19 protein-coding genes and 1 tRNA gene are annotated in these 21,397 nt (G+C 56.7%); 12 read left to right on the plus strand and 8 right to left on the minus strand.

The features are described from left to right. The first annotated feature begins 8 nt into the window (after positions 1-8). From infC to FIV46_RS16935, 4 genes are all read left to right on the plus strand, one after another. Positions 9-530 carry a translation initiation factor IF-3 gene (gene infC, locus FIV46_RS16920; RefSeq protein ID WP_139942101.1) on the plus strand — a complete coding sequence of 174 codons (522 nt, stop codon included), beginning with the start codon at positions 9-11 and terminating at the stop codon, positions 528-530. 111 nt (positions 531-641) lie between these two features. Then, positions 642-839 (plus strand): hypothetical protein, encoded by a 198-nt coding sequence (locus FIV46_RS16925; RefSeq protein ID WP_139942102.1) that lies wholly within the window; start codon positions 642-644, stop codon positions 837-839. A gap of 397 nt (positions 840-1,236) precedes the next feature. Then, positions 1,237-2,319, plus strand: a complete 1,083-nt coding sequence (locus tag FIV46_RS16930) for an efflux RND transporter periplasmic adaptor subunit (protein ID WP_139942103.1) — start codon at positions 1,237-1,239, stop codon at positions 2,317-2,319. A 3-nt stretch (positions 2,320-2,322) separates the two neighbouring features. Next, positions 2,323-5,436 (plus strand): efflux RND transporter permease subunit, encoded by a 3,114-nt coding sequence (locus FIV46_RS16935; RefSeq protein ID WP_139942104.1) that lies wholly within the window; start codon positions 2,323-2,325, stop codon positions 5,434-5,436. Positions 5,437-5,475: 39 nt separating this feature from the next. On the opposite strand, the gene FIV46_RS16940 is transcribed toward FIV46_RS16935, so the two are convergent. Then, positions 5,476-6,405, minus strand: a complete 930-nt coding sequence (locus tag FIV46_RS16940; protein ID WP_139942105.1) for a TraB/GumN family protein — start codon at positions 6,403-6,405, stop codon at positions 5,476-5,478. A gap of 282 nt (positions 6,406-6,687) precedes the next feature. Here FIV46_RS16940 and rpmI point away from each other — a divergent pair, with 282 nt between their 5' ends. The 7 genes from rpmI (at position 6,688) to lepA (ending at position 14,866) form a co-directional block, all read left to right on the plus strand. Continuing rightward, positions 6,688-6,885, plus strand: a complete 198-nt coding sequence (gene rpmI, locus FIV46_RS16945; RefSeq protein ID WP_139942106.1) for a 50S ribosomal protein L35 — start codon at positions 6,688-6,690, stop codon at positions 6,883-6,885. An 11-nt stretch (positions 6,886-6,896) separates the two neighbouring features. Beyond that, on the plus strand, positions 6,897-7,259 hold the full coding sequence (gene rplT, locus FIV46_RS16950; protein WP_139942107.1) for a 50S ribosomal protein L20: 363 nt from the start codon (positions 6,897-6,899) through the stop codon (positions 7,257-7,259). Positions 7,260-7,355: 96 nt separating this feature from the next. After that, complete coding sequence (gene pheS, locus FIV46_RS16955) at positions 7,356-8,432, plus strand: phenylalanine--tRNA ligase subunit alpha (protein WP_139942108.1); 1,077 nt, start codon at positions 7,356-7,358, stop codon at positions 8,430-8,432. 16 nt (positions 8,433-8,448) lie between these two features. Beyond that, positions 8,449-10,836 carry a phenylalanine--tRNA ligase subunit beta gene (gene pheT / locus FIV46_RS16960; RefSeq protein WP_139942109.1) on the plus strand — a complete coding sequence of 796 codons (2,388 nt, stop codon included), beginning with the start codon at positions 8,449-8,451 and terminating at the stop codon, positions 10,834-10,836. A 143-nt stretch (positions 10,837-10,979) separates the two neighbouring features. Continuing rightward, a complete protein-coding gene (locus FIV46_RS16965) occupies positions 10,980-11,999 on the plus strand; it encodes a methyltransferase domain-containing protein (RefSeq protein WP_139942110.1) in 1,020 nt (339 codons plus the stop codon). 11 nt (positions 12,000-12,010) lie between these two features. Beyond that, positions 12,011-12,988, plus strand: a complete 978-nt coding sequence (locus FIV46_RS16970; RefSeq protein WP_139942111.1) for a class I SAM-dependent methyltransferase — start codon at positions 12,011-12,013, stop codon at positions 12,986-12,988. A gap of 72 nt (positions 12,989-13,060) precedes the next feature. Further along, positions 13,061-14,866: a translation elongation factor 4 gene (lepA, locus tag FIV46_RS16975; RefSeq protein ID WP_139942112.1), complete on the plus strand. Its 1,806-nt coding sequence runs from the start codon at positions 13,061-13,063 to the stop codon at positions 14,864-14,866. Between the two features lie 52 nt (positions 14,867-14,918). On the opposite strand, the gene FIV46_RS16980 is transcribed toward lepA, so the two are convergent. The 3 genes from FIV46_RS16980 to FIV46_RS16990 all read right to left on the minus strand — a co-directional run bounded on the left by FIV46_RS16980 (position 14,919) and on the right by FIV46_RS16990 (position 16,735). Then, a complete protein-coding gene (locus tag FIV46_RS16980) occupies positions 14,919-15,938 on the minus strand; it encodes an isoaspartyl peptidase/L-asparaginase family protein (protein WP_219846175.1) in 1,020 nt (339 codons plus the stop codon). A gap of 197 nt (positions 15,939-16,135) precedes the next feature. Further along, a complete protein-coding gene (gene rpmF / locus FIV46_RS16985) occupies positions 16,136-16,321 on the minus strand; it encodes a 50S ribosomal protein L32 (RefSeq protein ID WP_139942114.1) in 186 nt (61 codons plus the stop codon). A gap of 153 nt (positions 16,322-16,474) precedes the next feature. Continuing rightward, positions 16,475-16,735 (minus strand): hypothetical protein, encoded by a 261-nt coding sequence (locus FIV46_RS16990; protein WP_139942115.1) that lies wholly within the window; start codon positions 16,733-16,735, stop codon positions 16,475-16,477. Between the two features lie 185 nt (positions 16,736-16,920). On the opposite strand from FIV46_RS16990, the gene FIV46_RS16995 reads away from it, so the two are divergent. Beyond that, a tRNA-Ser gene (locus tag FIV46_RS16995) sits at positions 16,921-17,008 on the plus strand. A gap of 15 nt (positions 17,009-17,023) precedes the next feature. On the opposite strand, the gene FIV46_RS17000 is transcribed toward FIV46_RS16995, so the two are convergent. The 4 genes from FIV46_RS17000 to dgcA form a co-directional block, all read right to left on the minus strand. Further along, on the minus strand, positions 17,024-18,412 hold the full coding sequence (locus FIV46_RS17000) for an MBL fold metallo-hydrolase RNA specificity domain-containing protein (protein WP_139942116.1): 1,389 nt from the start codon (positions 18,410-18,412) through the stop codon (positions 17,024-17,026). Positions 18,413-18,452: 40 nt separating this feature from the next. Further along, a complete protein-coding gene (locus tag FIV46_RS17005) occupies positions 18,453-18,947 on the minus strand; it encodes a BCAM0308 family protein (RefSeq protein ID WP_139942117.1) in 495 nt (164 codons plus the stop codon). 171 nt (positions 18,948-19,118) lie between these two features. After that, positions 19,119-20,294 (minus strand): M14 family metallopeptidase, encoded by a 1,176-nt coding sequence (locus FIV46_RS17010; protein ID WP_181163288.1) that lies wholly within the window; start codon positions 20,292-20,294, stop codon positions 19,119-19,121. Between the two features lie 52 nt (positions 20,295-20,346). Further along, the gene (gene dgcA, locus FIV46_RS17015) at positions 20,347-21,360 is read right to left on the minus strand and encodes an N-acetyl-D-Glu racemase DgcA (RefSeq protein ID WP_139942119.1); all 1,014 of its coding nucleotides are present in this window, start codon (positions 21,358-21,360) and stop codon (positions 20,347-20,349) included. Between the last annotated feature and the right edge of the window lie 37 nt (positions 21,361-21,397).

A 21,397-nucleotide genomic window follows, 5' to 3' on the forward strand; every position in this document is an offset into this window, starting at 1 on the left:
GACGACCAATGGCAAGCCCGCCTGCCCAAAAGGGCCCGAGGGTAAACGACGACATCAATGTCGCCGAAGTAAGACTTATTGACGCCGAAGGTGAGAACCACGGCACCGTAGCAATCGACAAAGCCCTCGAAATGGCAAAGGCGGCGGGGCTCGATCTTGTGGAGATCTCTCCCAACGCGGAGCCACCGGTCTGCAAGATTCTGGACTACGGCAAGTTCAAGTATGAAGCTCAGAAAAAAGCCAGTCTGGCCCGCAAGAAACAGAAAACCATTGATGTCAAGGAAATCAAGATGCGGCCCGGCATCGAAAAACATGATTATGACGTCAAGATGCGCTCCATCGACAAATTTCTCACGGCCGGCGACAAAGTCAAGGTCACCCTCCGGTTCCGTGGACGCGAAATGGCTCACCAGGAGCTTGGCATGGAAGTTCTGGAACGGGTCAAAGCCGACTTCGAAGATCGGGTCAAGATCGAACAGCATCCGAAGCTGGAAGGTCGTCAGATGATCATGATCATGGCGCCGAAATAAAACCAATACATTACACATAAAAAAACTGCACATTACATATTGCAATGCAGCAAGAGCAGGTCTATGTAAGGCCTGCTTATTGTTTTTGAAAATTAGTCGAGTTATTTCCCCATGCGTGAATTTACCACACCCGTACTGTTTCTGATTAATTTTGTCCTGTGCCTGCTTGTCCTGGCTTTTCTCTGGACACCGATGGTTTTTGTCTATGCCGCCATGGCCGGCGTTCCGATCATGTTTGCTACCCTGTTCAACATTGCATTCGTGCCGGTCCTGCGTGGCACCGAACCGCCCCGAGTCGGACGTTACTAAGTCGGCATCCGATTCTAATATCCTGATTTATCGCCGCTTTTGAATCGACCGGGTTTCTGGTGTATACTTGCGGCGATTGTACGCCCATAGGCCGTACAGATTAGCACGCTGTCCCGGGTCAGCTGAACAGGGCAACGATGCGATTGGAGCAAACCCGCCAACGGCGCAAGCCGGGCGGGTTTTTCCATATCCGTTTTTCTATTGGTCACATTTTCATGCCCCGCCCCGAAATCCGCGTCAGAAATTGTTTCGTATCACGTACAACTGTGTAACAAATAGATTTTGTATAAATTCCTGCTAAATGGTGCACTCTCGACTTTGTCCCTGCAGGAGTTCGGGCTATACTAAGCGGATAGAAACCTGCATCAAACCAGCGGGTCAATTATAAGGAAAACTAATGTTCTTCAGGGGTTTAATCGTTGTCATCCTATTGATCGCCGGGGCTTTTGCCGCCTACACATTCCTTGGACCCAAGGAAAGCGAGACGGGACTTAAGCCGTCAGAACGGATCGTCCAGGTGATGGTCAGCGAAGTGGTCATGGACGAATTTGTCGATACTGTCGAAGCCCTCGGCACAACCAAGGCCAATGAGTCTGTCGTGCTCACCGCCACCACCACAGACAAGGTCTCCGCGATCAACTTTGAAGACGGCATGTATGTGAACAAAGGAAAGGTCCTTGCCACCCTGGTCACAGAAGAGGAACAGGCGGACCTGCGGGAAGCCCAGGCCAATTTTGACGAACAGGAGCGGGAGCTGAAAAGGGTGCGCGGACTGGTGGAAGCCAAAACCCTGGCCACCGCCCGGCTGGACGCCCAGAAGACCCTGTATGAAAAGGCCCTGGCCCAGCTCCAGATTGCCAATGCCCGCATCCGGGACCGGCAGATCATTGCGCCCTTTGACGGCCGGCTTGGAATCCGGCAGATCAGCGTCGGCGCCCTGGTCACACCGGGAACTGTCATTACGACAATTGACGACCTGTCCGTCATCAAGGTGGATTTTACCGTGCCGGAAGCCTTCCTGGCCGCCCTGAAGGAGGGCCAGAGCATTGAGGCCAGATCGGAAGCCTATGACCGGCTGTTCGAGGGCAAGGTCACGACCATTGACACCAGGGTAAATCCGGAATCACGCGCCATCACCGTGCGGGCGGAAATCCCCAATGACGAGCTGCTGCTGCGTCCGGGAATGCTTCTGATCATTGACCTGATCAGGAACCGGGGGAAATCACTCATGATCCCGGAAGAATCCATCATCAACTATGAGGACCGGAAATATGCTTTCGTCATCCAGCCGGACAACAGGGTATCCCGCCGCCAGGTTGAAACCGGACGGCGGCGCCCCGGCGCTGTAGAGGTCCTTTCCGGCCTGAAGGCCGGCGAAATGGTGGTAAGCCGGGGGCTGCTGAAAATCCAGGATGGCACCAGGGTCACCTTCACTCCGCCTGAACCGGCCCCGTCATCCGGCACAGCGAACGGGGAGTGAGCCATGATCCTGTCCGATGTCTCTGTCGATCGTCCCGTCTTCGCCACCGTGATCAGCCTGCTGCTGATTACCTTCGGCGTGATGAGTTTTATCGACCTTCCGCTACGGCAATATCCCGACGTCAATCCGCCGGTTATTTCCATCCGGACAAACTACCCCGGGGCCTCGGCCCAAGTGGTGGAAACCAAGGTCACCCAGATGATCGAGGACCGGATCAGCGGTGTTGAAGGCATCAAGACCATCACCTCCACCAGCACCGACGGCCGCTCCTCCATTACCATTCAGTTTGCCATTACCCGGGACCTGGATGAAGCCGCCAGCGACATTCGCCAGCGGGTGTCCACGGTGCTCAACAACCTGCCGGAAGAGGCCGATCCGCCGGAGGTGACCAAGGACGACGAAAACGACGATCCGATCATGTGGCTGAACCTGCGCAGCACCACCATGGACAAGCTCAAGCTGGCCGATTATGCCCAGCGCTATATCGTCGACCGGCTGTCCAGCATCGACGGCGTTGCCCGGATCCGGATGTCCACCTCTACCTATGCCATGCGACTGTGGCTGGACCGGGAAAAGATGGCTGCCCGGGGCATTACCTCGAACGATATCGAAACGGCCCTGCGCCGGGAAAATGTGGAACTACCTGCAGGCCGACTGGAGTCTTCTGAACGGGAATTCACCGTCCGGATGAGCCGGGAATATGAACGGCCGGAGGATTTTTCCAACCTGGTGATCAAGCAGAGCGAAGACGGACATCTGACCCGAATTGGCGACGTGGCTCGGGTCGAACTCGGGGCCGAGGACTACCGTTCCGAGATGCACAGTAACGGCGACTATATGATCGGCCTGGGGATCGTCAAACAGTCCAAGGGCAATACCCTTGATGTGGCCCTCGCCGTCAAGGCGGAGCGCGAAAGGATTAACGAGACCCTTCCTGCAGGAACGGAAATCGGTCTGAGCTATGACAGCTCCCGCTTTATCGAAGAAGCCATTCACGAAGTCTACAAGACCTTTGCCATCGCCATGCTGCTGGTGGTGCTTGTCATCTACCTGTTCCTCGGCAGCGCCCGGGCCATGCTGATCCCGGCGGTGACCGTCCCGGTTTCCATCACGGCATCCTTTATCTTCCTCGCCCTCGCGGGTTTTTCGGTCAACCTGCTCACCCTTTTGGCGCTGGTCCTTTCGATCGGCCTGGTGGTGGATGACGCCATCCTGGTGCTGGAAAATATCTACCGCCGCGTGGAAAATGGCGAACCGCCGCTGCTGGCCGCCTACCACGGCGCCCGCGAAGTGGGATTTGCGGTGATTGCGACAACGCTTGTGTTGATCGCCGTCTTTGTCCCCATCGTCTTTATCAAAGGCGAAACCGGACGCATGTTTACCGAATTCTCGCTGGCCATGGCGGCGGCCGTCGGCTTCTCGTCGATCGTCGCTCTGTCCCTGTCGCCCATGCTCTGTTCAAAGCTGCTGAAGAAAAAGGACAAGGAAAACGCGTTTCATTCCGGCGTCAACAGCAGTTTCAGGAAACTGGAAAACGGCTACAAGGCGCTGCTCGAGTGGCTGTTGAAGAGATACTGGATCGTGCTCGCCGCCATGGCTGGCGTTCTGGTCCTGGCCGTGGTCCTGTTCCGCGGCCTTCCGTCCGAATTCATGCCGCTCGAGGACCAAGGCGTCATTTACGTGATCGCCAAGGGCCCGGAAGGCAGCAGCTACGACACCATGCATGACAAGATGTTCACCGTGGAAAAGGACCTGCTCAAATATCTTGAAACCGGTGAAGCCTTCAATGTGATTGTCCGCGTGCCCGGCTTCGGCAGCCGGGGGGTCAATTCCGGCATCGCCATCATGCGGCTGGTGGAATGGGATGAGCGGGAGCGGTCCGCCCAGGAAATTCGCAACGAATTGCAGGGCAGGCTGTTCCAGCACATTGACCTGAGATTATTCGCCACCATGCCCACCGGCATCCGCCGCGGATCCGGAAATCCGGTCCAGTTTGTCCTGCAGGGCACGGACTATGAAGAACTGGCCCGCTGGCGCGATATTATGCTGGACGAGATCGCCAACTATCCCGGCATCGCCAATGTGGACAGTGATTACAAGGAGACCAAGCCGCAGATCCTGGTCGACATCAACCGCGACCGGGCCGCCGACCTTGGTGTTTCTGTATCAACCATCGGCCGGACACTGGAAACCATGATGGGCGCGCGGGAAGTCACCACCTTTGTCTCCGGCGGCGAGGAATATCCCGTCATCCTCGAAGGCGAAAAAGGCGCCACCCAGACCCCCGACGATATGTCCAACATCTATGTGCGGTCTGACCGGACCGGCAACCTGATTCCCATATCCAACCTGGTCAGCCTGCATGAAGTGGGCAGCGCCGCTGACCTCAAGCGCTTTAACCGGCTGCGCTCCATCACCATATCCGGCAGCGTCAATCCGGGCTATACGCTGGGCGAAGTCCTCGAGTATCTGGAAACAACCGCCAGGACCCATCTGCCGGCCACGGCCGGAATCGACTATGACGGGGAAAGCCGCGACTTTATGGAGGCCGGCCAATCGGTCTACCTGGTGTTCGGCATGGCGCTGGTGGTGGTGTTCCTGGTGCTGGCCGCCCAGTTCGAAAGCTTCCGCCACCCGTTTATCATCCTGCTGACGGTCCCCTTCGCCGTGACCGGCGCCTTCATCGGCCTGAAACTGACGGGTCAGTCGCTGAATATCTACAGCCAGATCGGCATCATCATGCTGGTGGGGCTCGCCGCCAAGAACGGCATCCTGATTGTGGAATTTGCCAATCAGCTCCGCGACAAGGGTGAGGAATTTATGGAAGCCCTGATCGAAGCCTCCCGCAAACGCCTGCGGCCCATCGTCATGACCTCCATCACCACGGTGATGGGGTCGGTGGCGCTGGTGCTGGGAACCGGCGCCGGAGCGGAAACCCGCTTTGTGATCGGGGTAGTCGTCATCAGCGGCGTGCTGATCGCCACTTTCTTTACCCTGTTTGTGGTGCCGGTCGCCTATATGCTTCTGGCCCAGGGCACCCGGTCCCCCAACGCCATCCGGGACCTGCGCCTGAAAATCGAGGCGCGGATCCGCGAAGGGGTTGCCGGGCACAAATAAGGTGGAGTGCCATTTGGATGAAGGTTACCGGGATGAAGGCTACTGGACCCGTTCGATCCGGTAGCCTTTTTCTTTCAGAATATTGAGCACGCTATCGTCGCCGACCAGATGGGCCAGGCCGACGACAATCATGACGTTTTTGCCCGACTCGATCAGCTCGGCAATCTTGGGCGCCCATTTTTTATTGCGGTTCACCAGAAGCGCTTCATACATGGAGGGGTAGCTTTTCATCTCTTCCACCATGGTCTCTTCAATCTGCTTGGCATCGCCGGAGGCCCAGGCGGAAATATAATCGTGCATATAATCGTCAAACTGGTCCATTTTATCCAGCGTATCCGACAACATCGCACTCTGCACCTCGAGCGGATGATGGGCCAGCGCTTCGATCTGTTCCTTTGTGGTCTCCAGGCCGGCAATCTCCTTGCCGCCCTGCTCCGCCAGTCCCTGCAGGGTATGGTCGACACCGCTTGAGGGGTCCAGGCCATTGGCGATAATAGTCTGGGCCGACAGCATGATAGCCAGGTACCAGGGCTGCAGACGGGTGACCTGCGCCTCGGACAACCCCAAAGGCGCCGTCAGCTTCAGGGCCTTCTGATAGTGATCGTCGTCAAGCAGGGTCTTCAGGCTGTAGCCCGGCGGCAGCATGGAATTTTTCATCATCAGCATGGCAATTTCGCCCTGCCCCTTGGCATCCATCACTGTTTCCATGACATAGACATCTGAGTCGGCAAAGGCCTTTTGCACGTCCCCCTGGTTCCAGGCCATGGTCTTTGGCAACACATGGAACGACCCGAGGAAATAGACTTTTGCTTCGCCCTTTTCGACCATCCACATGGCCGGCGTGGCCGTTTCGGGAAGGATCGTCTTCGCCTGGGCCAGTGGTCCTGCAAACAGGAGAAAGATCACAAAAAATGCCGCCGCCTTTTTGTGAGCTGCGGCGCCAATCCTCTGCAAAGCTGTAAAAATCATATCTTGATCCACCTATTGTTTTTCTTTTGTTACTGCCCGACTATAAAGGGGCATTTGATGTTGTGTACACGGCCAAAATAGGGCACAGGGATGAACAGAGTGTAAAATGGCCGATAAAGCTTTATTCAACGGGGCATTTTACCCCTGAATCCCCTTGCAATTGGCCATAAAGGGCGTTATAAGCCTTGCTTCCGTTGGATGGTCTGGCCATGGAAGGGCATGCCTCGCCATCCGGAAAGCTTCCGCAGGCAACTGCGAAAAATATTTGAAAAGGAAAGCTAAATGCCCAAACTGAAAACCAAGAGTGGCGCCAAAAAGCGCTTCAAACTTACCGCCAGTGGCAAAGTACGCGCTGGCCAGGCCGGTAAACGGCACGGCATGATCAAGCGTACCAACAAACAGATCAGGAACCTTCGCGGCACGACCGTCCTGTCCGAACAGGATGCACGTATCGTCAAGAAATTCCTGCCCTACGGTTAAGGAGAAGCAGAATGGCACACGTCAAACGCGGCGTCACAGCGCACGCCAAACACAAAAAAGTCATCAAAGCGGCCAAAGGCTACCGTGGTCGTCGCAAGAACACCATCCGCGTTGCCAAACAGGCCGTGGAGAAAGCCGGTCAGTACGCTTATCGCGACCGTAAGGTCCGCAAGCGTCAGTTCCGTGCCCTGTGGATCCAGCGCATCAATGCGGCTGCCCGCCTGCACGACCTGACCTACTCACGATTTATGAACGGCCTGAAACTCGCAGGCGTCGAACTTGACCGTAAAGTTCTGGCCGATCTGGCCGTTCGTGAACCGGAAGCCTTCAAAGCCCTGGCCAGCCAGGCACAGACTGCTCTCAACGCAGCCTAAGCTAACGGTTTATTTCAAGTTTGAAGGGGCCTGCTCTTGGCAGCAGGTCCCTTTTTATGTATGTAGCAGGTGGAAAAGAAAACAACGGGTGTAAATATGGAAGATCTCCAGTCACTGGAACAGGAAATCCTGGACCAGATAACCTCCGCGAATACGATTGAAACCCTGGAAAACGTAAGGGTATCCGCGCTTGGCAAGAAAGGCCAGGTCAGCCTGATGATGCGCGAGCTGGGCAAGATGACGCCGGAGGAAAAGAAAGAGTTCGGGCCGAAACTCAATGCCCTGAAAAACAGCCTGAACGACGCCATTGCCGACCGGCGGGAAGCGCTGGAGGATGAGATCCTGAACCAGCGGCTGCAGTCCGAGAAACTGGATATCACGCTGCCGTCCGTCCCGGCCGAACCGGGCAGTATCCACCCGATCAGCCAGGTGATCGACGAGGTCACCGAAATCTTCACCGAGATGGGCTTCAGCGTCGCCGAGGGCCCGGAGATTGAGGAAGACTTCTATAACTTCACCGCGCTTAATATTCCGCCGGAACATCCCGCCCGCCAGATGCACGACACCTTCTATCTGCCGGAAGATAAGGACGGCAACCGCAAGGTGCTGCGTACCCATACTTCTCCGGTGCAGATCCGCACCATGATGAATGGCAAGCCGCCGTTCCGCATCATTGCGCCGGGCCGGACCTATCGCTGTGATTCCGACGCCACCCATACGCCGATGTTCCACCAGGTCGAAGCCCTGGTCGTGGACAAAGACATCAACATGGGTCACCTGAAATGGTGCATTGAGGAATTCTGCCGCAAATTCTTTGAAGTGGACAATGTCAAAACCCGCTTCCGGCCCAGCTACTTCCCCTTCACCGAACCGAGCGCCGAAATGGACATCGGCTGCGCCTTCATGGGCGATGAAATCCGCATCGGCGAAGGCGACGATTGGCTGGAAATCCTCGGCTGCGGCATGGTCAATCCGCGGGTACTGGAAAATGTCGGTCTCGATCCCAATGAATATCAGGGTTTTGCCTTCGGCATGGGGCTGGACCGCATTGCCATGCTGAAATGGGGCATCCCGGATCTTCGCGACTTCTTCGCCGCCGACCTGCGCTGGCTGAAACATTACGGTTTTGCCGCGCTGGATATTCCGGCACTGAGCACCCAGGGCGTAAAATAATAAAGGGCAGAGTATCATGAAATTCACACTTTCCTGGCTCAAGGAATATCTGGACACCGATGCGGATCTGGACACCATCACCGAGAAGCTGACGGCTATCGGTCTGGAAATCGAGGAAGTCGAAAACCCGGCGGATACGCTGAAGCCTTTCGTTATTGCCGAAATCATGGAAGCGGGTCCGCATCCGGATGCAGACAAATTGCAGGTCTGCAAGGTCAACACCGGCAGCGAAGTGCTGCAGGTGGTCTGCGGCGCCCCCAACGCCCGCGCCGGCCTGAAAGGCGCCTTTGCCCCGTCCGGGTCTGTAATCCCGACCAACGGCATGAAACTGAAACCGACCAAAATCCGGGGTGTGGAAAGCAACGGCATGATGTGTTCCGAACGGGAACTCGGCCTCGGCGAAGACCATGCCGGAATTATCGACCTGCCGTCCGATGCGCCGGTCGGCACGTCCTTTGCCGACTATGCCGGTCTGGATGATCCGATCATCGAGATTGCCATTACCCCCAACCGCCAGGATGCGCTCGGCGTTTACGGCGTTGCCCGCGACCTGGCCGCTGCCGGCCTCGGCACCCTGAAAGAGCCCAGCTTCGAGAAAGTTGCCCGTTCCGGGGAAAGCCCGGTCAAGGTCATTCTGGAAACAGAACAATGCCCGGTCTTCGCCGGCTGCTACATCAAGGGCGTGAAAAACGGCCCGAGCCCCGAGTGGTTGCAGAACCGGCTCAAAGCCATCGGCCTGCGCCCGATCTCAACGCTTGTGGATATCACCAACTATATCACCTATGACATGGCCCGGCCGCTGCATGTTTACGACGCCGACCGCCTCCAGGGTGACATTGTGGTGCGCCAGAGCAAAAACGGGGAAACCCTGTCCGCCCTCAACGACAATGACTACACCCTGGACGCCGGCAACTGCGCCATCACTGACGACAGCGGCGTCATCGGCCTCGGTGGCATCATCGGCGGCACCAGCACCGGCTGCGAGGAAGACACGGTAAATGTGTTCCTGGAATGCGCCTGGTTCGACCCCATCGCCATTGCCATGGCCGGCCGCAAGCTGGGCATTGACAGCGACGCCCGCTATCGCTTCGAGCGTGGCGTGGACCCGGAAAGCATCATCCCCGGCATCGAGCAGGCCACCCGCATGATCATCGACCTGTGCGGCGGCGAAGCCAGTGAAATCTATCTCGCCGGTGCAGCCCCGGACATCACCAAGACGGTCCGGGTGCGCCCGGAACGCATTCGCTCGCTCGGCGGCGTAGACGTTTCCGAAGAAGAAGTGATTGATATCCTTGGCCGCCTCGGCTTCACGGTGGAGAAAAAAGACGGCGCCCTTGACGTGACCACGCCGTCCTGGCGCTGTGACATTGACGGCGAAGCCGACTTCGTCGAGGAAGTGCTGCGTATCCACGGGTTTGAGCATATTCCCGCGACACCGCTGCCGAAATCAAGCCGCGAGATTGAAACCGGACTTTCCCCGCTGCAGAAGCGGGTTCGCCTGGCCAAGCGCACGGCTGCCCAGCAGGGGCTCAAGGAGGCTGTTACCTGGTCCTTCCTGCCGTCCGCCCAGGTCAGCCTGTTTGCGGAGCTGAAGCCGGAACTGATGCTGGACAATCCCATCAGCAGCGACCTGGACGCCATGCGTCCCAGCCTGCTGCCGAACCTGATCACTGCGGCCGGCCGCAATATCGACCGCGGCTTCAAGAATGTCGCCCTGTTCGAGGCCGGCAGCCAGTTTTCTTCCGATACACCGGACGGCCAGAGCCTGGTGCTCGCGGGTATCCGCCGCGGCCAGACCGGCGCCCGTCACTGGGCGAAGGCTCCGGAAGAGGTCTCCGCTTTCCACGCCAAGGCAGATGCCGAAGCGGTCCTTCGTGGTATCGGCACCAAGATCGACAATGCCCAGGTCGCGGCCGAGGCGCCGTCCTGGTATCATCCGGGGCGCAGCGGTGTGATCCGGCTCGGCCCGAAAAATGTGCTGGCCTACTTCGGGGAAATCCACCCCAAGGTCCTGAAGGCACTTGACGTCAAGGGGCCACTGGTGGCTTTTGAAATCCTGCTGGAAAACATCCCGATGCCGAAGGGTAAGGGCGGCAACAGCCGGGGACCGCTGAAAACCTCTGACTATCAGGCGGTGGAACGCGATTTCGCCTTCCTGGTGGACCAGAAGGTGGCTGCCGCCGACATGATCAAGGCGGTGCGCAGCGCCGAAAAGAAACTGATCGATGAGGTCAGTATCTTTGACGTTTATCAGGGACAGGGGGTGCCGGAAGGACAGAAGTCCGTCGCCGTCAGCATCCGCCTGCAGCCCGAAGACCGGACGCTGACGGACGAGGAAATCGAGCAAATCGCCGGCAAAGTGATCGAAGCTGTCACAACAGCGACCGGCGGCAGCCTGCGCTGATTTGACCTTATCTGATCGTCCTGAATCCGGGGTTCTGCCGACTAAACCGGCAGAACCCTGTGCATTTGCATGCATTAACCATATTTAAACAGCTTGAACCTAATATCCCCTACTATGTATGTAATAGTTTTGGGGACATAGAGATGGCAAATGCCCAGAAGTCGGAAAAAATTCCTCTGAAGCTTCGCTTGAAAGCCTGGTGGAACGGATATGACGTCAATGATATGAAAGCTCGCCTGAACAAGGGCGACGCTGATGATGTATCCGCCAACTCCGACACTTCTTCTGAAAGCCCGGAAGCTCCTGAAGCTGTTCCCGCTCCCAAAGCAGCGATGGAAGAAGCCAAAGACCGGCTGTCCGGTAACCTGGCAGTCCTGCCCTGGGATGAGACGAGGATGGAAGTCTCCCAGCTGGTGTGGGGGCAAGGCTACTGCGGTCCGGGCGGCCCGGAACATATCAAGGCCATGTCAAAACTTCTTGCCATGACACCGGAAATGAGTGCCGCGGTTATCGGCGCCGGGCTTGGCGGCCCCTGCCGGGTGATGGCTGAGGAATTCGGCGTCTGGATCACCGGCTATGAAGAATCCCCGGAACTGGCCAAGAAGGGCATGAGTCTGTCCACCATGGCCGGTCTCGGCAAGAAGGCAGAAATCTCTGCTTATGATCCCAACTCAAAAGAGCCCTTCAGCCGTCGTTTTGACCGCGCCTTTGCCAAGGAAGCCCTGTACACGGTAAAGGAAAAGAGCAATCTGCTTGCCAAGATGTATGAAAAGCTGAAGGACGATGCCCTCTTTCTGATCAGCGACTATACGCTGTCCGGCCCGGAAGTGCTGGAAGACGAAGGCGTACAGAAGTGGCTGAAACAGGAGATCAACCGCCCCTATCCGGTTACCGCAGAAATGATGACGGCCTTGCTGGAAAAGGCCGGCTTTATGATTCGGGTCAATGAGGACATTTCAGATCTGTATATTGAACTGATCGCCAAAAGCTGGGCCAATGCAGACAAGATCGCTGCCACCCTGGCGACTGATAACGGAGAAAACTGCCCGGAAATCGGCGTGCTCATGAAGGAGGCCTCCTTCTGGTCCCTCAGGGCCAAGCTGCTCAGGGAAAAGAAAATCCACGTATGGCGCTTTCTCGCCTATAAACCGGCGGATAACTAGGGACAAGTTCAGTGGCTGTTGCGGAAAAAGACATAAAAGTACCGTTTCGCTGGCGCATGAAGGCGTGGTGGGAAGGCTATGATGTCGCCGACATGGAAGCCAAGCTCCGCGCCCGCAACGGCAAAGCCACATACGAGGAACTGACCCGGGAAGAGCCGGCCGCAGAAGCCGCCACACAGGATGCAAAAAGCGAGAAATTCAGCTGGAGTGAAGCCCGTATTCAGGTCGCCCAGTTGATCTGGGGCCAAGGCTATTGCGGTCCGGGGGGGCCCGAAAATGTCATCGCCATGTCAAAACTTCTGGCGCTGTCGCCAAAACAAAGCGCCATGGTGATCGGCGCCGGGCTTGGCGGTCCGGCAAGGGTTCTGGCCCAGGAGTTCGGCGTCTGGATCAGCGGCTATGAAAACTCTGAAGAACTCGCCGCGCGGGGCATGAAGATGTCCAAGGACGCCGGGCTCGAGAAAAAAGCCCCGATCTACTACAAGGACTTCGACGAAATCGAGCCGTTTGAACGCAACTTTGACCGGGCCTACTCCAAGGAAGCCTTCTTCACCATCCAGAAAAAAGCAGAACTTCTGAAGGAAATTTACAAAAACCTGAAGGAAGACAGCCTGTTCCTGGTCACCGACTATGTGATCCGGGATATTGAATCCATGCAAGATTCTGACGTGCAGAAATGGCTGCGGCAGGAACCCCTGGATCCCTATCCGATCACGTCCGAAACCATGGTTAAATATCTTGAGGAGGCAGGCTTCAACATTCGCGTCAACGAAGATATCACCGAGCATTATATCGAGCTGATCCAGGAAGCCTGGGCAAATGCAGACCAGGTGGTCAAGACCCTGTCCGCCCGGGGACCGGAGGCGGCGGACAATCTGCAGGCTATCATGAAAGAAGCCCAGTTCTGGTCCCAGCGCACCAAACTGCTGCGGAGCGGGATGCTACAGGTCCACCGCTATCTGGCCCATAAACCCGCGGAAATCAAATAGCCGCCCAAAAAACGCATTCCCCCTTCATATCTCGCTTGTAACTCCGGGCCAAGGAGTGATAAAAGCGCCTTCATGACTGAACTGAACAAGATACGAAACTTCGCGATTATCGCTCATATCGACCACGGCAAGTCCACTCTTGCCGACCGGATGATCCAGTTCTGCGGTGGCCTGACCGACCGGGAGATGAAGGAGCAGGTGCTGGACAGTATGGATATCGAACGCGAACGCGGCATTACTATCAAGGCCCAGACGGTGCGCCTTGAATACAAAGCCCGCGATGGCGAAACCTATGTCCTGAACCTGATGGATACGCCGGGACACGTCGACTTCGCCTATGAAGTGAGCCGTTGTCTTTATGCCTGCGAAGGATCACTTCTTGTGGTTGACGCCAGCCAGGGGGTGGAGGCCCAAACCCTGGCCAACGTCTATCAGGCCATCGACAATGACCACGAAATCGTTCCGGTGCTGAACAAGATCGACCTGCCCGCCGCAGAGCCGGAACGGGTTCGCGAACAGATCGAGGATGTGATCGGCATTGACGCCTCCGAGGCCATTCTTGCGTCCGCCAAGACCGGTGAAGGCATCGAGGACCTGCTGGAAAGCCTGGTCCAGAAGCTGCCGGCCCCTACCGGCGACCGGGACGCCCCGCTGAAGGCCCTGCTGGTGGACAGCTGGTATGATCCCTATCTGGGCGTGATGGTGCTTGTCCGCATCATGGACGGGGTCATGAAAAAAGGCCAGAAGATCAAAATGATGGCCGCCCGCACCGAACACCTGATTGACCGGGTCGGCGTCTTTACCCCCAAGGACAAAATGGTTGACGAACTGGGGCCGGGTGAAGTCGGATTTTTCACCGCCTCTATCAAGGAGGTGGCCCAGACCCACGTCGGCGATACCATCACCGACATTAAAAAACCGTGTGAAAAGGCCCTGCCCGGCTTCAAACCGGTGCAAAGCGTGGTGTTCTGCGGCCTGTTCCCGGCCGATACCTCCGACTTCGAAGTGTTGCGTGAAAGCATGCACAAGCTACGGCTCAATGACGCAAGTTTCGAGTTTGAGACCGAAACCAGCGCCGCCCTCGGCTATGGCTTCCGCTGCGGTTTCCTCGGCATGCTGCATCTGGAAATCATCCAGGAGCGCCTGATGCGCGAGTTTGACCTGGACATCATTACCACCTCCCCAAGTGTGGTCTACAAGCTGCATATGACCGACGGCAGCATCAAGGAACTGCATAACCCGGCCGACATGCCTGATGTGGTCAAGATCAAGGAAATAGAGGAGCCCTGGATCAAGGCGACGATCCTGGTGCCGGACGATTATCTGGGCCCCGTGTTGACCCTGTGCCAGGACAAGCGTGGCGAACAGATTGACCTTTCCTATGCCGGCAACCGGGCGATGGTGGTCTACAAACTGCCGCTCAACGAAGTGGTTTACGATTTCTATGACCGGCTCAAGTCCATCAGCCGCGGCTACGCCAGCTTCGACTATCAGATGGATGAATACCGGGTCGGCGACCTGGTCAAAATGTCCATCCTGGTCAACGGCGAACCGGTGGATGCGCTCAGCATCATGGTGCATCGCTCCCAGGCGGAATATCGCGGCCGGGCGCTGTGTGAGCGGCTCAAGGACCTGATCCCGCGCCAGCTGTTCAAAATTCCGATCCAGGCCGCGATCGGCGGCAAGGTGATCGCCCGGGAAACCATCTCCGCCATGCGCAAGGATGTGACCGCCAAATGTTACGGCGGCGACATCACCCGTAAACGCAAGCTTCTGGAAAAGCAGAAGAAGGGCAAGAAAAAGATGCGCATGTACGGCAAGGTGGAAATCCCGCATGAGGCCTTTATCGCCGCCCTCAAGATGGGCGACGATAAGTAACAAAAAACCCGGGTCGCTTTGCCCGGGTTTTTCATTTCACGCGCTCTCGCGGTCAATCCTTGTAGATAAACACCTTCGGCTCGCCCTGTTCGCTGATATAGCCGCGGTACATGCCCGGCGTGTTGAAAGTCATGGTGACATTCCCCTTGGGGTCCAGGGCGATGATGCCCCCGTCGCCGCCCATCTTGACCAGCTTCTTCATGATGATTTCATCGGCCGCCTCCTGCAGGCTGAGGCCTTTATATTCCATCAGGGCGCAGATGCTGCGGGCCACGGTGGCGCGGATAAAAAATTCCCCGTGCCCGGTGGCGGACACCCCGCAGCTGTTATTATCCGCATAGGTGCCTGCGCCAATGATCGGGCTGTCGCCGATCCGGTGGTAGCGTTTATTGGTCATGCCGCCGGTAGAGGTGCCGGCCGCCAGGTTGCCCCGTACATCCAGTGCCACCGCGCCGACGGTGCCGAACTTATGGTCCGGATCTTCCGGATCCACTCCTTCGATGACGTCGAAATCCTCTTCGGTATGATCGAGGGACAATTCGTCATTCTTCAGCGCGTTTTGCAGCTGGTCCCAGCGGCGCTGGGTGCGGAAATAGTCCGGATTGACGAAATCCATGCCCTGCTCGGCGGCGAATTCCTCCGCCCCGGAGCCGGCCAGCATCACATGGCGGGAATGCACCATCACTTCCCGCGCCAGGTCGATGGGGTGCTTGATCCGGGTCACGCCGGTCACCGCGCCCGCATTAAGGTCCCGGCCGTCCATGATCGAGGCATCCATTTCATTGCGCCCTTCATGGGTAAAGACGGCGCCCCTGCCCGCATTGAACAGTGGCGAATCCTCCATCACATGAATGGCGGCGGCGACAGCATCCAGCGCCTCGCCCCCGTCTTTCAAGACCGCTTGCCCGGCGCGCAGGGCTTCCTCGAGCTTGGCCCGGTAGGCCTGCTCCTTTTCCGGCGTCATATTTTCCCTGAGAATGGTTCCAGCTCCACCGTGGATCACCAGCCGATAGCTGGCCACCCCGGATTCCCCCGCCTGGGCGGAACCGGATGAAAGTTCCGAAATGCTCATGATTATTATCCCGATCAAAAGGCAGATACGTTTGGAAAAACTCATTTTTGTCTTTTCCTTATATTTTGTACTGGAAGGATAGCGCCGAACCGCCTCGAAGCAAAGAACAATCTGAAAATTGTATACAAAAAATATATTTTTCAGGCACAAAAAAACCGGCGCAAAGGCCGGTCTTTTCGAAATTCTGTTCAACTCGCTTAGTAGTTGTCGGAAGGCTCCAGGATCTGGCGACCGCGGTATTTGCCGGTGCTCAGGTCAATGTGATGACGACGGCGCAGTTCGCCGCTTTCCTGGTCTTCCACATATTTGTCCACGCTCAGGGAGTCGTGTGAACGACGCTGGCCGCGGCGGGACTTGGAGATCTTACTCTTTGGAACTGCCATAGTTCTTTCCTAACTTTCTCGTCCCCTGTCCGGGGAGTTATTGTCCGGAATCGGATCTTATTCCCGATCCCTAAATCCTGAATGGGGTCTTATCGTTAAACTGCACCTTATTGTCAAGTCTTTCTTTGGCCCCGGCCCTGAAAATCAGTGCTGTCAGCGCAAATAACGCCGCCGGAACCCGAAAAGCATCAATGCCCCGACGACAATGAAGAAAATCGCCGCCGGAATGGCCAGAAGCGGCAGCATTACATCCTGCCAGATCCCGGGGAATCGGCCGGAAGATATCCCGTCTTCCATCGCCATCAGGCTGTTTCCGCTCAAGAGCCCCCACAGTTCTCCCACGGTCAACAGGCCCACCTGGCGAATCTCCAGCATTCTGAGGAAATCCGCACCGAGCACAAGAAGTGCTGCCACCAGACAAAAGAATCCGATAAAGCGACCCACAATCATTTAAAGGTCCCCAAGCCATTTTACGCAGCACAGAGTATAAGACCATGGATAAGGCTATTTAAGGGCAGGTTTGGAAAAATATAAAATAATTTACGCAGAGCCTTGCCATGTTGCGCAAGATTTTATATATCCCTCCTACCGTTCAGTGCAGAGAGGTGGCCGAGTGGTTTAAGGCGCACGCCTGGAACGCGTGTTGGGCGCAAGCCCTCGAGGGTTCGAATCCCTTCCTCTCTGCCATTTTCCTCCCCTATTTTACAGCTGGATAATCTGCTTGAATTCCGCCTTGGTGACCGGGGCCTGGTACTCCTCTTCCAGTTTGTCAGCAAGAATATCCATGGCTTCCGGTTCTCCGTGTACCAGCACCACCGGCGGACGTCCTTTAAAATGTCCGTACCAGTCCAGCAGTCCGCGCTGATCGGCATGGGCCGACAGGCCGCCGATGGTATGGATATGGGCCCGGACCGGATATTCCTTGCCCCACAGGTGAATGGTCTCCACACCATCGACAAGGGCGCGGCCCAGGGTCCCGCGGGCCTGGAACCCGACAATCAGGATATGAGTATGCGGGCGGGCAATATTATGCTCAAAATGGCGTTTGATCCGGCCCCCGGTACACATGCCGCTGCCGGCAATGATGATGGCGCCTGACTTGATCTTGTTGATCCGGGCGGATTCGTCGGTATGCTCGGTCAGATGCAGGTTGGGCAGGTCGAACGGATCGCCATCGGTTTCATAGATCTGCCGGGCCGCGGCATCATAGACTTTGGCATGCCGGGCATAGACTTCCGTCGCCTCAATTCCCATCGGGCTGTCGAGAAACACTTCCCAGTCGCCGATCCCCCAGTCCTGGTAATAGCGTTTGAACATATAGAGGATTTCCTGGGTTCGCCCGACAGTGAAGGCGGGGATCAGGATATTGCTCTTGTTGCTGCGGGCCTGGGAAATAATTTCCCCCATTTCCTTCCAGGTTTCGTCCCAGCTTCGGTGACAACGATCCCCATAGGTGCTTTCCATCACCACCAGATCGGCTTGTTTTACAATTTCAGGATTTCGGATAATCGGCGCGCCCCGGTGACCAAGGTCGCCGCTGAACACCACCTTGCGTTTCTTACTGCCGTCATCCAGCTCCAGTTCGGCAATGGCCGATCCCAGAATATGCCCTGCATCCCGGAGCGTCAGGTGAATGCCGGGCAGGACCTGTATGCGTTTGCCATATTCCACTGAATGGAAATGTCTTCCTGCCAGGCGCGCTTCCTTGCGAGTATAGAGGGGCTCGACCAGTTCCTTGCCCTTGCGCTTGCGTCTCTTGTTTTCCCACAGGGCATCTTTTTCATTCAGATAGCCGGAATCCTCCAGCATGATACGGCAAAGGTCCGATGTGGCGCGGTGGGTGTATATTTTTCCCCTGTATCCCCGCTTGATCAGTAATGGCAACCGCCCCGAATGATCAAGATGGGCATGGGTGAGAACCACAGCATCGATATTCCTGGGATTAAAGTGGAATGGATCGTCGTTATGCCGTTCATGTTCGTAGCTGCCCTGGATCAGGCCGCATTCCACGAGGATCTTATAGTCACCGACTCGCAACAAGTAACACGAGCCGGTCACTTCCCGTGTTGCACCAAAAAATTCTATCTGCATCCGTTTATTATTTCACGTTATTTGAGAGTACAGAGAGACACTAACGCTGCCAGTAGACCCGCACAAGAAATTCATCCTTGGGGGCATCAATTTTCAGCTCGCCTTTGTAAGCATGCTGCAGGGCTTCCCCCACTCCGCGCGGTAAATGCAGGTCAGTGAAAGAAAGCAGGAGACTGCCATCGTCCTGTTCCTCAAACGCCATCAGCCGATTGAACGGATGCTCCTGCATTTCCTGCTCCACTTTGTTATGGACCAGGTTCATGATTTCATCCCGATGTTCGGCAAGAAAGTCCCCGCTCAGCGTCAGGAAACCGGCCGGCGCCTTGTCCCTGATTCTCTGGCAGGCAGGACAGAACTCCTCATGGGCGCCTGCAGGCTTCTGGTCGGACCAGTGCCATCTGCCGTTACTGAACACCACCTCGCAGGACGGACAGACCGTCGGTTCGGCCGGCTTGCTGCGTTTCATATAGGGATCGTGGATTTCTTCCTTGATCAGGCGATCACCGCGCCCATGATGAGCTTCTTTTCCAGTCATGACATTCTCCTTTTCCTGAAGGATAACCCGTGAAAGCGGCATCTGCCAAAAATATCTTCCCCGAGCCCCGAATTATACCATGATGAACAATGACCTGTCTGCGCGGAAAGTTCATTGACATCTGTCAACTGTACTGCCGTCGTGACTGGAAGCCCTGGCTGTCAGACAAGATCAGTCGGCCAGCATGATTTTCATCATTTCCTCGGCCGCAATGGTGGCCAGTCTGTGAATATTGTCGCGATCCGCGTCATCAGCCATTTCATAGGTGATGGCGGGAATGCCGTAAGCCGCATAAAAATATCCCTTGGACGTCCCTTTTTCCAGATCACTGTCTTCCGGGGCGAGACGGAAGGGAATATCTCCCGCCCGCGCCATGACAGCCTGGTGCCAGGCCGCTGCAAAATTTTCCGGCTGTGTCGGCTCCGCCTCCGGCTGGGTATAGAGCAGATTTTCCCAGGTTGAATGAAAGTCAAGCATCAGGGCCAGCGCCCCGTCCCGACCCTCGCCAAACCGCGTCATCTCCCGGCGCACAAGCTCGGTTTCCGGCTGGGTAAACCTGCCCCAGTCCCGATTCAGGTCCTGACCGTTTTTATTGCCGCGCCAATTGCCCAGGGCGACTCCATCCGGATTGAGGTTGGGAATTGCCACGATGCGGTATCTGGCGCGGAAGTGCCGGGCCAGTTCGGTGTCGGCAAACAGGGCCTCCATGAAGGGGACCATGGCCAGGGCACCGGTGACTTCCGGCGGATGCTGCCGTCCCAGCAGCAGAATGGTCCTTGCCTCCGGCGAGGCCGCCCGGGATTCAAGCTTGTAAATCTCCCTGTTCCCGGAGGACTTGCCGAGATCGTATATATCGAGGAAATCGTGAGTGCGGGCTGCACTGAGCATCCACAGGGTATGCTGGCGACTGGTGAAGATTTCCTGTCCGGCAATCCACAGGGGCTCCTCCGCCTTCACCTTGACGGTGATGCGGGCTGACCTTCCATCCTCGGCAATTTCCAGGTCGTTTTCATTTACCCGGTACCAGTCCCGGCCGTTGATACTGAATTTGGGCCAGTAACGATGTTTGCCAACCTCGTAATTCAACGTAATGGCAATGCGGCCCGTGTCCTCACTGATCACCCGAAAGGCATACCAGGGGCTGGGATTGATCGGTTTCTTCTCCGGCTTGATGGTCAGAAAATATTCGCCGTCCTTTTCCCGGCATCCGTTGAGGCGGGCTGTGGGAAAATCGGTTTTAAATTCCACATCGTCAAAAATACAGACGGCATTTTCAGCATAAACCGGCTGGAGAAAGCCACACAGGATAAGCGACAGAAGCAATAATTGTTTTGGCATTTTTATCATGGCCGCCATCTTAAGTCTTTTTACTGACAGGAGAAACAAAAAACACCGGTCACTAATCCGCTGGTTTGGAAACCTCTGTCCCACCCCAGAAATCGCCGGAAATTCCCCGAATCATGCCGTCGTCAATTTGAAAACCGCCGGCACGGTCCCTGGCCATCCACCAAGGCCCATCGAGGTCAATGAACTCCACACCCGCGCACAACAGCACCGCCGGAGCCATAGACAGCGAGGTGGCCACCATGCACCCGACCATCAGGCCAAAGCCCTGCGCCAGCGCCTGTTGCCGCAACCTGACCGCTTCGGTCAGGCCGCCGGTCTTGTCCAGCTTGATATTAATATATTGATATTTTCCCTTCAGCGCCGGCAGGTCGCCGGAAGTGTGACAGGCTTCGTCGGCACAGACCGGCACCCGCGGCCGGTAGTCCCGCAGTCCTTCATCTTCACCGGCAGGCAAAGGCTGCTCCAGCAGATCGATGCCCAGTGCGGCGAGATCCTCATCAATCGACCGCAGGATATCCATTGTCCAGCTCTCATTGGGATCCAGGATGATCCGGCTGGCCGGGGCCGCCGCCCGCACAGCGCGTACCCGGTCGAGAATTTGTTCCCGGTCCAGTTTGACCTTGAGCAACGGTGCGGTGCTATTCTGCCTGGCCTTTTCCCCCATTTTTGCGGGGTCATCAACGCCAATCGTGATCGCCGTTTCCAGCTCGGTCGGCATTTCAAGGCCGAGAAGGGAAGCCACAGACCTGCCCTGCCATCGCGCCATCAGCTCCCACAAGGCGCAATCGACCGCATTGCGGGCGGCGCCGGGCGGCAACAGTTCCAGCAGCTCCTCGGGATGAATGCCCTCCTCCACATCGGGTAATATGCCATTGATCTGATCAAGTACGCTGTCGATGGTTTCCCCATAGCGGGCGTAGGGCACGGACTCACCGTGACCGGTTACCTGATCGCAGGTAATGGTAACGTGAATAACGTCCGCGCCGGTCTTCACCCCCCGGGAAATCCGGAACGGTTCCCTGAGCGGCCAGTGCTCATGGCTTACCGACAATCGCTTGCTGATCATGACTTAACGTTCCCGGCTCTCATCTTCATCTCCGTCA

This window comes from Emcibacter nanhaiensis, from assembly GCF_006385175.1.
GTDB lineage: Bacteria > Pseudomonadota > Alphaproteobacteria > Sphingomonadales > Emcibacteraceae > Emcibacter > Emcibacter nanhaiensis.

Bases quoted from the DNA above. Each gene is read 5' to 3' on its own strand.
- infC (WP_139942101.1), top strand. From the start codon at position 9: ATGGCAAGCCCGCCTGCCCAAAAGGGCCCGAGGGTAAACGACGACATC.
- FIV46_RS16925 (WP_139942102.1), top strand. From the start codon at position 642: ATGCGTGAATTTACCACACCCGTACTGTTTCTGATTAATTTTGTCCTG.
- FIV46_RS16930 (WP_139942103.1), top strand. From the start codon at position 1,237: ATGTTCTTCAGGGGTTTAATCGTTGTCATCCTATTGATCGCCGGGGCT.
- FIV46_RS16935 (WP_139942104.1), top strand. From the start codon at position 2,323: ATGATCCTGTCCGATGTCTCTGTCGATCGTCCCGTCTTCGCCACCGTG.
- FIV46_RS16940 (WP_139942105.1), bottom strand. From the start codon at position 6,405: ATGATTTTTACAGCTTTGCAGAGGATTGGCGCCGCAGCTCACAAAAAG.
- rpmI (WP_139942106.1), top strand. From the start codon at position 6,688: ATGCCCAAACTGAAAACCAAGAGTGGCGCCAAAAAGCGCTTCAAACTT.
- rplT (WP_139942107.1), top strand. From the start codon at position 6,897: ATGGCACACGTCAAACGCGGCGTCACAGCGCACGCCAAACACAAAAAA.
- pheS (WP_139942108.1), top strand. From the start codon at position 7,356: ATGGAAGATCTCCAGTCACTGGAACAGGAAATCCTGGACCAGATAACC.
- pheT (WP_139942109.1), top strand. From the start codon at position 8,449: ATGAAATTCACACTTTCCTGGCTCAAGGAATATCTGGACACCGATGCG.
- FIV46_RS16965 (WP_139942110.1), top strand. From the start codon at position 10,980: ATGGCAAATGCCCAGAAGTCGGAAAAAATTCCTCTGAAGCTTCGCTTG.
- lepA (WP_139942112.1), top strand. From the start codon at position 13,061: ATGACTGAACTGAACAAGATACGAAACTTCGCGATTATCGCTCATATC.
- FIV46_RS16980 (WP_219846175.1), bottom strand. From the start codon at position 15,938: ATGAGCATTTCGGAACTTTCATCCGGTTCCGCCCAGGCGGGGGAATCC.
- rpmF (WP_139942114.1), bottom strand. From the start codon at position 16,321: ATGGCAGTTCCAAAGAGTAAGATCTCCAAGTCCCGCCGCGGCCAGCGT.
- FIV46_RS17000 (WP_139942116.1), bottom strand. From the start codon at position 18,412: ATGCAGATAGAATTTTTTGGTGCAACACGGGAAGTGACCGGCTCGTGT.
- FIV46_RS17005 (WP_139942117.1), bottom strand. From the start codon at position 18,947: ATGACTGGAAAAGAAGCTCATCATGGGCGCGGTGATCGCCTGATCAAG.
- FIV46_RS17010 (WP_181163288.1), bottom strand. From the start codon at position 20,294: ATGATAAAAATGCCAAAACAATTATTGCTTCTGTCGCTTATCCTGTGT.
- dgcA (WP_139942119.1), bottom strand. From the start codon at position 21,360: ATGATCAGCAAGCGATTGTCGGTAAGCCATGAGCACTGGCCGCTCAGG.